Below are 12,258 nucleotides of genomic sequence, written 5' to 3' on the forward strand. Positions count from 1 at the left end.
CTCATTTACGGAAAATTACCTTTAATATTCCGTTAAAATGGATTATACAGAATTTTTAACCTGTTGTATATATTTTGTTTATATAAAGTTGATGATGTTTTAGTTTCAATACAAATGGGAAAATAAATTATATCTTAAGAAATAAAGGAGTTTTTTAATTGAAAACGTATAGTGTCACACCAAATGTAGATGCAAGTGCTTGGTTTGTAAAATTGGAGGACGTTGCACCAGAGGAAGTCTACGACACTAAGTCAGAAGCCATTGAGGCAGCAGAACAATTGGCACAGGAAAACACACCAAGCATTGTCGAAATACAAGATGAATATCATAATGTTTTGGAAGAAAAGAAGTATTAAATCACACCACACAAAAAAAGGGATAGCTTATCTACTGTAAGCTATCCCTAAACCTCTATTTCTTCAGCTTTGCCAACGCATCAGCGAGTGCATTGTTCTTAAAGCCATCATCCTGCTTTTTCAAATACTTATTTACATCTTTTTTCGATACTTTATGTTTTTTCTCTTCTTGTTTACGTGCATTAAATGTGGAAAGTTTTTCTCTGTGTCCACATTTGCATATAAACATTTGCCCTTCTCCTTCACCGCGAAGTTCCATACGTTTATGGCAGTTTGGACAGCGGGCATTCGTTTGTTTGGCAATATTTTTCTTATGCCCACAAGAGCGATCTTGGCAAACGAGTTTACGTCCATGCTTATTCTTAATTTCCAACATGAGCTTTCCACAACTAGGGCATTTCGTCCCCGTCATATTATCATGCTTGAACGTGTCCCCAGTATTTTTAATCTCCTGAACAGCTTGTTTCGTATAGGTTTTTATTTCAGAAATAAATTTATCCTTTGCAAGCTTGCCTTCTGCAATTAAGGCTAGCTTCTGCTCCCATTCCGCAGTCAAGGCCGGAGAACGCAAATCTTCTGGCACAAGATCAAGCAGCTGACGACCTGTAGGAGTTAAATAAATATATTTTCCTTTTAGCTCCATGTACATATTATTAAATAACTTCTCAATAATATCCGCTCTTGTCGCTACCGTTCCAATACCGCCTGTTTGATTAATTGTTTTCGCCAAATGTTTTTCATCCGAGCTCATATAACGAACTGGATTTTCCATCGCCTGTAATAAGGCACCCTCTGTAAATCGTTCTGGCGGCTTCGTTTCTCCTTCCGTACGAGAAATACGGATATCCGTTAGCTTATCACCTTTATGCATAACTGGTAAACGTTGGTCATCTTGAAGATCATCTTCACTTCTTCGGTTATTGTAGACTTCTTTCCAACCGAGCTTTTTAATCACTTTTCCTTTCGCAGTAAAACGCTCTGGTCCAATTTCAGCTGTAATTGTTGTTTGTTCATATTCATAGGCATCTGAAAGCACCGCTAAAAAACGTTTCACAACAAGATCATAGATTTTAATTTCCTTATCATCTAAATCCGCTAACAGAACCGGCTGTTCCGTGGGGATAATCGCGTGGTGATCCGATACCTTCGCATTATCGACAACTGCCTTGGAAAGCTTCAAATCCTTTTTTAAAATTTTCGCAGCTGATTTTGCGTACTCATCTACGCCACAAGCTTTTACGCGATCCTTTAATGTAGGAACAATATCTGAAGAAATAACGCGTGAATCGGTCCGTGGATATGTCAAAACCTTATGCTGCTCATAAAGCTTTTGCATAATCGACAACGTCTGTTTTCCAGAGAAATTAAAAATCCGATTGGCTTCTCGCTGTAATTCCGTCAAATCATAAAGCTGTGGGGCAAATTTTTTCTTATGCTGCCTATCAACTTGGACAACAGTTGCGGACTCATTTTTCAATTGATTAAGCAAAAGGTTTGCTTTATCTTCGGAAAAAATACGCGAATTATTTTTTTCATCCAGCCAAGTTAATTTAAATCCTTTGTCTGTTTTTGCTTCGATACCGTAGAATGCCCTCGGCTTAAACTCTTTGATTTCCTGCTCTCTTGCAGCAATCATCGCTAGTGTTGGCGTTTGAACTCGCCCACTGGACAATTGGGCATTATGCTTTGTCGTTAATGCACGTGTTGCATTCAGACCAACATACCAATCAGCTTCAGACCTTGCAACTGCCGATTCATACAGATGCACATACTTTGCACCAGGCTTGAGATTTTTAAAACCTTCACGTATCGCTTTATCCGTAACCGAGGAAATCCATAAACGTTTAGTCGGCTTTTTAATTCGGGCTTTCTCCAAAATCCAGCGGGCCACCAGCTCCCCTTCACGTCCGGCATCAGTAGCAATAACGACTTCACTGACGTCCTTGCGTGTTAATTGGGATTTGACAACCTGAAATTGTTTACCTGTCTTCTTAATAACGACTGGCTTTAATTTCGGCGGGAGCATTGGCAAATCTTCCATACGCCACGTTTTATATTTATCATCATAGACTTCTGGATCTGCCAATGTAACCAGATGACCAAGCGCCCATGTTACAATATACCTTGAACCTTCAAAATAACCATTCCCCTTTTTCGTACATCCAAGCACCCTTGCAATGTCACGACCAACGGATGGTTTCTCTGCTAATACAACTATTTTACTCATCAAAAAATCCTCTCTATATGAACGATCCATTCGGATTTCACTTACTTATTTCGTTATGAAATGAAGGAAACATCTAAAGATACTTTATCACAAATTAACTCTTTCGTGCAGGCATAACTGCCGCAAGCACAACGTAACCATCCTTTCCATACTATAATCTAGAACCTTGTAAAGGATATGGTTAGATGCTTTATTATACTGGATTACTCTTATTAGTTACAGCAGTTAGTTTAGATGGATTCGGCGTAGGAATCACTTATGGACTGCGAAAAATTAAAGTACCTGTGATTGCATTAATCATCATCATGCTCTGTTCAGGTATTATAGTTTATACATCCATGCTGGTTGGCGATTTGCTTAGCTTTTTTATCTCAAAAGAAGTGGCAAAGATCCTTGGAGGTATTATCTTAATCGCGATCGGTTTATTTTCATTCATTAATGTTATCCGAGCAAAATTAATAAATGCGACTTCTACTAATAAGGCTCACACGACTAGAATAGAAGATATTAAAACCGTAATGACAACACCTGATAAAGCTGATTTAGATCAATCCGGGTCCATTTCAGCCGGAGAAGCATTCCTGCTTGGCTTAGCACTTGCACTTGATGCATTTGGTGCTGGAATTGGCGCATCAATGCTTGGGTATTCCCCTGCACTGACTGCCGTTCTTACAGCGTGTATGAGTGGTTTCTTTTTATTTTTCGGTATGAAGCTAGGAATTTTTTTATCACAGCAAGAGAAACTGCAGCGCCTAACCTTTCTGCCACCCGTTATTTTAATTGCGATCGGGATTTTTAATATTTTTTAAGGGTCATTCCAAATGTCTGATAAACGTGCAATCATTAGAAAACCAAGGCATTTGCCAAGCCTTTTCATCGAATGCCTTAGTTGCGGATAAAAAAGTTTAAACTTTCTTATCTGTCAAAGATGGATCAGGCTCAATCACCTGATCCTCTTTGACGTCCATTTATAATGCTTTCACTTGTCCACCGTCAATAATGAGAGATTGTCCTGTAATGTATGTATTTGCACCAGATGCTAAGAAGACAACTGCTTTCGCAAACTCCTCTGGCTGGCCGAATCGCTTCATTGGAATCTGATTCTCCGTCTCTTCTATGATTGTTTCAACACTTACTTGACGCTTTTCCGCTCTCACCTTGTATAGCTCAAGTATCCGATCCGTTTCAACCGTTCCCGGACCAACTGTATTGACTAAAATATTATCAGCACTTAATTCCTGTGCCAATGTTTTAGAAAGCCCAACAATACCTGGACGCATTGTATTCGATAGTACTAAATTGTCTAGGCTTTGTTTAATAGATGATGATGCAAGATTTACAATATGACCACGGTTTTGTTTTTGCATGAATGGAACGACTGCTCTTATTGTTCGGACAAAGCTGAGCAGATTTAATTCAAATGCGTGATACCAATCATCATCAGACATATCCATGAATGAACCCGCTGGTGGTCCTCCTGCATTATTAATGAGCACATCAATCGTACCATTCCAGGACAATGCTTTTTCAACAAGTCGATCAATTGCCTCTGAATCCTTCATATCGCAAATAGTATAATCAACCTGTTCATTTCCTGTTTCCTGCTTAATTTCCTGAACTGCAAGATGCAATGCTTCTTCATCCCTGCTACTTAATAAAACATGAGCACCTTCCTTTGCAAACTCTTTCGCAATTGCCCTCCCAAGTCCTTTGCTTCCTGCTGTTATAATCACTGACTTTCCTTTTAATTCTAAATCCATCTGGAACAACCTCCCTATTTACCTTTTTTTCAATTATAGCAAAAATCATAATGAATACGAGTAAACTTAATCACTTAATCCTTAACATGAACACAACGCGAAAATGCCCGAGACAAATTGTCTTCGGGCAAGTCACGTGTTTATTCTTTTTTCATTAAAGCAATGAAATAATAAACCCGATTACTACTATTGCTCCAATTATCATTAGTATTGTTCGAATCATATTAATCTCCCTTTTCTGGAATGCATGAGCTTAATAAGAAGTTTCCCCTTATAATTCCATACCAAACATCTAAATTAAACAATGATATTTAACAGAATACTAAGTGTTACAATACTAACTAATGTTGCAATGAATGTAATACTTGAAACTAGGTCTGGTTCTGTATCAAACTCAATGGCGTACATTGTTGTTGTAGCAGCCGTTGGCATTGCAGAAATGATAATGATAACAGCGGCAATTACTGGATCTACATCAAGAATTGAAACAAAGATTATCCCAATTATCGGAGCAGCAATCATTTTCAATGTCACTGCAGAAATAACAACCTGCCAATTAAGTTTCAGTGCTGTTATCGAAGCTAACTGCATTCCAAGCATAATCATCATTACCGGAATAGCCGCACTTCCAACCATGTCTAATGTCGAATGAACCGAATCAGGAATTTCAACAGAAAAAAACTGGAAAACAAATGCCAAAACCGCCGCATAAGTAGTAGGCATTTTCAATACATTCTCAAACGCGCGTCGAAAACCACTTTTACTTCTGGAAGCATAATAAACACCAAAAAAGTTATTTTGTAATGCTTGAACAACCATTATGAAAATAGCATACGGTAATGCAGCGTTTCCTACTGTATACAGTACAACAGGCAAACCATAATTACCTGAATTCATAAAACCTGAAGCTAGAATCGAAGCACTTTCTGTGTTTGGATCCCATTTGAATATTTTTGCCAATATTTTATTGATGGCAACCATTATGTAAAATAATACAAGCATGTAAACTACAATCACCATATAGCCACTATTAAACTCAGTATCATATAAGGTTACAAATATAAGTGCTGGTGACAATATGTAAAGCGAAATAGCTGATACCGACCTTACATCTAGAATACGAATTCGTTGCAATATAAAACCTGAAGCAAAAACTGCCATAATCGGTACAATAATATTCAGAAATAAACTCATCCATGACATCTCCATTTTATTAGAACTATTCACTAGTTTATCACAATTTTTGGCACTTCTAGAATGAAAGACTATTTATCTTATTTTCTAGCATCTAATATTTCATTGTGTCTCCCTTTTTTTATCGTAAGCTCCTTGCCCTCTCGTTCAGGTGTAAAATTATGATTTGACAGAAGTACTCATGCATGGTATGATTACTCATCTAGTAACAAATAAGTAATTCTGGCATTCTACAATGTTTTTGAAGATGCTTATTCACACTGGCGCGACTTAGGGGTCGCAAGGACGTAGAGCAGGTAGGGCTACGTTGCTTAAGTTAGAGGACATCCAGTGGAACACGTACCGCGGTTAAGTGAAATTCTTGGCAGATAGAAAAGAATAAATGCTGCTATCTGTATATTGCAATGAATATTTGCATAGAAGACTTGGTAAATACTACGTTTTTGAAAAATAACTTTATTGAATAAAACAAGTAATACACTTTCTCACGCTATCAATTAATAGCTGATGAACAAGAATTTCCCACCCGAAACAATCGGGATAATAAAATAAAATTAAACTTATGTGTTACTTTTAAATCAAAGGGGTACTCTTAATAATGAGGGTACTCCTTTTCCAATACATACTAGGATTGCGCACATTTAGGACACTTTAGAAAAGAATGAAAGTAGGTAAATATATGCATACATTACCAATAGGCAAGGTACAAACAATGACTGTTTCTCGAAAAATTGACACCGGCTATGTATTAGAAAAAGACGGACAAGAGGCGCTTTTACATCATAATGAAGCCAATCATACTTACGACGAAGGAAGAGAAATTGATGTTTTTCTCTATAATGACAAAAAAGGAAACATTGCAGCTACAGCGACATTGCCATCCGTTCAAATGGATGTCTATGATTGGGCTGAAGTAGTAGAAGTTATTCCTAAATTAGGAGCTTTTGTTAACATTGGTATCGCAAAGGAAATGCTAGTATCTGTTGACGACCTTCCATTATTCGAAGCTGTTTGGCCAAATCCAGGAGATAAACTTTTTATTACTCTAGGTAAAGATCAAAATGGACGTCTGCTTGCAATACCTGCTACGGAGGGTGTCATTGCTAGAGAAATCGAACTAGCACCAGAAGAACTATACAATCAGCCGATAAGCGGAACCGTTTATCATACAAGCAAAGAAGGATCCGCTATTATAACCGAAGATGATTATCGCGGATTCATTCATCATACAGAACGTAAAGAAGAGCCAAGACTCGGTGAATTCGTTCATGGGCGTGTGATTGATGTGAAGGAAGATGGGACATTAAATGTTTCCCTTCGCCCATTAAAACAGGATAGTATCGGAGAAGATGCTACGAGCATTTTAGCACATTTGGAAGAAAACAATGGTGTTATTCCCTTTAACGATAAGAGTGATCCAGAAGACATCCGTGGAACATTTCGTATCAGCAAGGCAGCATTTAAACGAGCTTTAGGCAGACTTTTAAAAGAAGGTAAAGTGGAACAACGTGATGGAATGACTTATTTAAAGTAAAAAACACAGCATCTTTCAAAAGATGCTGTGTTTTTTATGCAGTTACATTTTGGTAAGCGTCAATAATTGATGTAATAATAAATCCAATTGCTGCTGAGAATAATGCTGCAATTCCCCAACCACCAAATCCTGCTCCTAGTATGTCTACTTTAGGAGCAATCGATGCTACTCCTAGTAGTAATAATCCAACAATCACTAAGAAGATATTTGGATAATAGCAAGACCTTGATTCTTTTGCGGTCATTTTAACAAGTAGAACGTTTGCAAGAAGTGTTACGATTGTTAAAATTCCCCCGATTGTAAAAACTGCCAAAATCATAACTTTCACCCCATAAATATTAAATGACATTACCTATAGTCTACAATTGAAAGAAATCAAAGTCAATTAGAATATCGCTTTTCAGGTAGATCGTGTCATCTTTTTGGAAGCGGTTCCTCTGGTTAAGTCATCCCTATTTTACATGGATTCGTCCAACTTGACCGTCCTCTAATCTAACTTTAATTCCATGTGGATGAAATTCTGATTTTGTCAAAAGATCTTTCACAACTCCTGCCGTTGTTTTTCCTGTGCGTTGATTTTGCTTCAATACGATTTCTGCTTTTTGCCCAGGATAAATATTTTTTCGATATCTTCCATCAACTATCATCTTGCTATTCCCTCCCCTAACTTCATTTCTTTAACAAAAATCTGATTTTAAGCATCTCATTTACTTCTACCGTTAGCCATAATATACTAAAATAAAGAAAAATGCACGGTTATCATTCATAGCGTGTATGACTATTTTCGTAAAACTTTCTGCTTTTAGTATACAATATAATGCACTAGAAATTGATGAAGGGAATAAACAAGACATATGGCCACTATTACACAGCTTCATATTTTTTCAAAAGTTATTGAAATCGGCAATTTCACGAAGGCAGGTCAAGCCTTAAAAATGACACAACCAGCTGTCAGTCAGGCTGTTTCCAGTCTTGAGGCTGAACTTGGTGTGTCACTATTGATCCGAGATAAATCAAGGGGACTCATTCTGACAGACATCGGTGAAAAGATTCTTCTGCAAATCCGTACGATTGAAAACAGCCTTAAAATAATTGATCAGGAGGTTGCGGCAGAAAAAGGCCTTGAAACTGGCACAATCAAAGTCGCTGGTTTTCCCGATGTATCCGCACGTTTTCTGCCTAAGATTATTCAGGCAATCCAGCAAAAATATCCGAATATAACCATCGAATTATTTGAAGGGTCTGTCGAAGAAGTTTTTAACTGGATCACATCACGTATGGTTGATATTGGATTTATTTACTCTCCACATAGCAGCCTGGATATTATTCCATTAGTGGAAGATAAATATATGGCAGTATTTCCTCCTGAACATCATTTACTTAAAAAGTCATTAATTACGTTGTCAGATCTATCAAATGAATCATTGATTGTTGGTAAGTGGGGAGATCCAAAAGCGATTGAACAACTATTTATCGATAAAGGACTTCCCTATCATCAAAAATATACCGTTTCAAACTTAAATACAATGCTCGGAATGATTCAGGAAAGGCTTGGTTTATCCATACTCCCTGAACTTGCTATAAAAGATACGGAAATGTGGAAATACGCTCGTCCAATTTTGACCGATTATCGTCGAAATATCGCATTAGCTGCTATTTCACTACAGCACGTTTCGCGAGCGACCAAGCTGTTTATTGACATTGTGAAGGAACAGGTCAATTAAGAACAAAATGCACGTTACTGAAAGAACAAGCCTCCCCCCTTCTCCACGGGGGCCTTTTTTTATAGAAGTCACAATGCTTATACTTCTTCATACCTCCTCAATCCTATTAAAGGTTCAAGATGATCACCTATATGACCTAGTGTTTGTTATGAGCTTGATTAGCTGCTCATTCAGTATCTCTATCGGTGTTGTATAGTTTTGTTTATGCCACTCAATGATAATTCCGATTATTGCATTGGCGTGGTAGCTTATGAGGTAATCGAAGTCAACATCCAAATACACTGCATTATTATCTATGCTCAAGGATTCTTCCATAAATTTACGAATTGTATCAAAGACGAGATAATAATAAGTCATTGGAGATTTTCCATCAAATATAATCTGATAAAAAGCTTTATATTTTTTTACATGATTAAAAATATCAATCATATCAGGTGTCATATTATTTATATTAAAATTTGTATTCAAATATGGTTTCTCATATGCCTTTCTAAAATCTTCCACAATCACTTCAAAGTAATGACGAAACACATCATGGACATCACGATAATGCAGATAAAAGGTCCCTCGATTAATTTGCGCCAACCTACATAGCTCTGAAATTGTTATTGTTTCTAAAGTCTTTGTTTTTAATAGTGTGAGCAGTGCCTTTCGCAAGCTTTCCTCAGTCTTTATAATACGTAAATCTTTTTTCACTTTTTCTCCACCTTTAATCAACATATTTCTTAATAAGCGTATATTAATCAGCATTTCTCGATTTTCTGTTGATTGCGCTTTCTTATTAGACCATATATACTTTTATTGTACAGGTGTTCATTATCTTCATCAATATGAAGGAGGAAATTAAATGAAATTACAAGAAAAAGTTGCGATTGTAACTGGTGCTGCTTCAGGTATGGGAAAAGCAATTGCGAAGTTATATGCTAAGGAAGGTGCTAAAGTAGTTGTAGCTGACCTTAATTTTGAAGGTGCTGAAGAAGTTGTAAAAGAAATCATTGCAGATAATGGGGTTGCTGTGGCCGTTCAGGTTAATGTGGCAAACCAAGGAGATATTGATCACATGATTGATACAGCTGTTAATGAATACGGTAAATTAGATATTTTAGTAAATAATGCAGGAATTATGGATGGGTTTGAGCCAGTTGCTGACATTACGGACGAACGCTGGGATTTAATATTCGATGTAAATACGAAAGGTGTTATGCGTTCGATGCGTAAAGCAATTCCGTTATTCCTTAAGCAAGGCGCTGGTGTCATTGTGAATATCGCATCAACAGGTGGCTTAAATGGGGCACATGCGGGAGCAACCTATGGTGCTTCCAAGCATGCAGTTGTTGGTTTAACGAAGAACACAGGTTATATGTACGCACAAAAGGGTATCCGCTGCAATGCAATCGCTCCTGGTGCAGTAAATACAAATATTTCTGCTTCCATGAAAAATATTAATCCGTTTGGGATGGAGCGAACCAAAACAGTTCAAGGTGTTATTCCGAAAGTTGGGGAACCAGAAGAGATTGCAAATGCTGCACTTTTCCTTGCTACAGATGAAGCGAGCTTTGTAAATGGAACAGTTCTTACAGTTGATGGCGGCTGGACTGCTGCATTCTAATATGGATAAAGCAAAAGCACTTTCTTTTTTCACAAAAAAGAAAGTGCTTTTAATTCTAATATATTAATACTTGCACTTCAACAGCTGTCACACAGTGAAATATTTTGGGAAATATATTCTAATGAACAATTAAACGAGTGAACCGCCACCATCTTTAAGATATTTTATAATGCCTTCTGAAGCTCTGTAAGATAGCGCACCAATCGTACCTGTCGGGTTAAATGAACTGTTATGCGGAAATGCGGAAGCACCAATAACAAATACATTCTCGGCTTCCCACATTTGTAAATAAGAGTTTACTGCCGATGTTTTCGAATCAGCCCCCATAATTACGCCACCAGTGTTATGAGTATTTGTATCCACATTCACATTAAAGGCTGCTTGTTCTTCAGTAGTTTCATAATGATCCGCGCCAATTTTCTCCGCAATTTTACGAGTTACTTTAGACATATATTTTACTAATTCTTTATCTTGTTCGGTATAGTCATATGTCATGCGTAATAATGGCATGCCATATGCATCTTTATACTCAGGATCAAGATCAAGATAATTGTCTTTATGTGGCATGCTTGCACCTTGTGATTTCACCTGTAACGTACTATTTGCGTATTTAATCGATTGCTTTTTAAACTCTGCTCCCCATGACGGTGTTCCGCTTGGTACTTGATTAATGGCAATTGGTCGGTTGCCATATTGCGTCATGCGAATCCCTGAACCATGAATAAAGTTTACATCTGAATGGTCAAAGTTATCTCCAGCGAAATCAGGAATTTCAATTCCTAAGGCCCCAGCCCCAGCATAGTTATTAAACGCTTTATCCTCATAGAATAACGTAGTAGCACCTGCACTTACTTGATAGCAATAGTTTTTGCCAATTGATCCTTCCCCAGTCTCTGGGTTATATGGTGTACCTAAGTTAGAGTTTAATAGTAAACGAACATTATTAAATACATAGCTTGTTACAATAACAACATCAGCTGGCTGTTCAAATTCTTCACCAGTAATTGTATTTACATAAACAACTCCTGTTGCTTTTGTTCCATCATTTAAAATGCGCGTTACATTGGAATGTGTTCGAAGATCGAGGTTACCTGTTTCCTTAGCAACCGGGATAACCGTAACTACTGGATCGGCCTTCGCTCCATACTCACACCCAAAGTTTTCACAGAATGCACAGTATTGACATGCTGATCGTGAGATACCATCAGGATTCGTATAGTTTTCCGATAGGTTAGCTGATGGCAACATATACGGATGATAGCCTAATTTTTTCGTTGCTTCCTCAAACAATTCAAAAGTAGGTGTCTTCACCATTGGTCCTGTTGGATAAGGATTTGAACGGTGTCCATACATTTCTACCGTTTCACCAGAAATCCCAGCCATTTTTTCGAATGTATCATAATATGGCTCAATTTCATCGTATGTAATTCCCCAGTCCTGTAATGTATACTCTGAACCTAGTTTATTTGTGCCATATTTCTCTTCAGTCAAGGATTTAATTTCAAAATCATATGGAAGAAATCGATAGGTTTGACCATTCCAGTGACTTCCTGCTCCACCAACACCATCTCCAACAATAAATGTTCCGTAACTGCGCATTGGAAGTGCACGCATATTGGGATCATTACGATGTGTAATGGTTTCTTTCGATAAGTCTTGCATTAATTCTGTTCGATGTTGAAAGCGAAGCTCATCATGTCCCATTAAATAGTCATTTGTAGTTCGCTCTTTCCCACGCTCAATGCCTACAACTTTAATTCCTGCTTTTGTCAGTTCAGAAGCAATAATGCCTCCTGCCCATCCCATTCCAACAATAACCGCAGGCACTTTAGGTAGTTTTGTGCTCATGTTTGT

12 protein-coding genes are annotated in these 12,258 nt (G+C 37.5%); 5 read left to right on the forward strand and 7 right to left on the reverse strand.

The window, feature by feature from the left end; all coding sequences use genetic code 11:
* Positions 1-158: 158 nt before the first annotated feature.
* Positions 159-356, forward strand: a complete 198-nt coding sequence (locus NST46_RS00330; protein WP_095310674.1) for a DUF2188 domain-containing protein — start codon at positions 159-161, stop codon at positions 354-356.
* A gap of 55 nt (positions 357-411) precedes the next feature.
* Here NST46_RS00330 and NST46_RS00335 read toward each other — a convergent pair whose 3' ends face one another.
* Entirely contained in the window at positions 412-2,583 is a 2,172-nt protein-coding gene (locus NST46_RS00335) for a DNA topoisomerase III (RefSeq protein ID WP_095310676.1), read from the reverse strand.
* 185 nt (positions 2,584-2,768) lie between these two features.
* Here NST46_RS00335 and ytaF point away from each other — a divergent pair, with 185 nt between their 5' ends.
* Positions 2,769-3,392, forward strand: coding sequence for a sporulation membrane protein YtaF (ytaF, locus tag NST46_RS00340; protein WP_095310678.1), 624 nt, complete (start codon positions 2,769-2,771; stop codon positions 3,390-3,392).
* A 159-nt stretch (positions 3,393-3,551) separates the two neighbouring features.
* Here the strand turns inward: ytaF and NST46_RS00345 are convergent, their stop codons facing one another.
* Entirely contained in the window at positions 3,552-4,343 is a 792-nt protein-coding gene (locus NST46_RS00345) for an SDR family oxidoreductase (protein WP_340002116.1), read from the reverse strand.
* Positions 4,344-4,640: 297 nt separating this feature from the next.
* Positions 4,641-5,537: an AEC family transporter gene (locus NST46_RS00350; RefSeq protein WP_095310682.1), complete on the reverse strand. Its 897-nt coding sequence runs from the start codon at positions 5,535-5,537 to the stop codon at positions 4,641-4,643.
* A 679-nt stretch (positions 5,538-6,216) separates the two neighbouring features.
* Here NST46_RS00350 and NST46_RS00355 point away from each other — a divergent pair.
* Positions 6,217-7,071 (forward strand): CvfB family protein, encoded by an 855-nt coding sequence (locus NST46_RS00355; protein ID WP_095310684.1) that lies wholly within the window; start codon positions 6,217-6,219, stop codon positions 7,069-7,071.
* Positions 7,072-7,105: 34 nt separating this feature from the next.
* Here NST46_RS00355 and NST46_RS00360 read toward each other — a convergent pair whose 3' ends face one another.
* Together NST46_RS00360 and NST46_RS00365 are read right to left on the reverse strand one after the other, a co-directional pair.
* Positions 7,106-7,390: a hypothetical protein gene (locus NST46_RS00360; protein ID WP_095310688.1), complete on the reverse strand. Its 285-nt coding sequence runs from the start codon at positions 7,388-7,390 to the stop codon at positions 7,106-7,108.
* A gap of 133 nt (positions 7,391-7,523) precedes the next feature.
* Positions 7,524-7,718 carry a YwbE family protein gene (locus NST46_RS00365; protein WP_095310690.1) on the reverse strand — a complete coding sequence of 65 codons (195 nt, stop codon included), beginning with the start codon at positions 7,716-7,718 and terminating at the stop codon, positions 7,524-7,526.
* 207 nt (positions 7,719-7,925) lie between these two features.
* Here NST46_RS00365 and NST46_RS00370 point away from each other — a divergent pair, with 207 nt between their 5' ends.
* Positions 7,926-8,795 carry a LysR family transcriptional regulator gene (locus NST46_RS00370; RefSeq protein ID WP_118889908.1) on the forward strand — a complete coding sequence of 290 codons (870 nt, stop codon included), beginning with the start codon at positions 7,926-7,928 and terminating at the stop codon, positions 8,793-8,795.
* 123 nt (positions 8,796-8,918) lie between these two features.
* Here the strand turns inward: NST46_RS00370 and NST46_RS00375 are convergent, their stop codons facing one another.
* Positions 8,919-9,545 carry a TetR/AcrR family transcriptional regulator gene (locus NST46_RS00375; protein WP_341136565.1) on the reverse strand — a complete coding sequence of 209 codons (627 nt, stop codon included), beginning with the start codon at positions 9,543-9,545 and terminating at the stop codon, positions 8,919-8,921.
* Positions 9,546-9,642: 97 nt separating this feature from the next.
* Here NST46_RS00375 and NST46_RS00380 point away from each other — a divergent pair, with 97 nt between their 5' ends.
* Positions 9,643-10,404 (forward strand): SDR family oxidoreductase, encoded by a 762-nt coding sequence (locus NST46_RS00380; protein WP_339316484.1) that lies wholly within the window; start codon positions 9,643-9,645, stop codon positions 10,402-10,404.
* Positions 10,405-10,533: 129 nt separating this feature from the next.
* On the opposite strand, the gene NST46_RS00385 is transcribed toward NST46_RS00380, so the two are convergent.
* A complete protein-coding gene (locus NST46_RS00385; RefSeq protein WP_095310698.1) occupies positions 10,534-12,252 on the reverse strand; it encodes a GMC family oxidoreductase in 1,719 nt (572 codons plus the stop codon).
* Positions 12,253-12,258 lie beyond the last annotated feature (6 nt).

Origin of the sequence: Oceanobacillus sp. FSL W7-1309 (genome assembly GCF_038002145.1) — a bacterium.
Taxonomy (GTDB): domain Bacteria; phylum Bacillota; class Bacilli; order Bacillales; family Amphibacillaceae; genus Oceanobacillus; species Oceanobacillus profundus.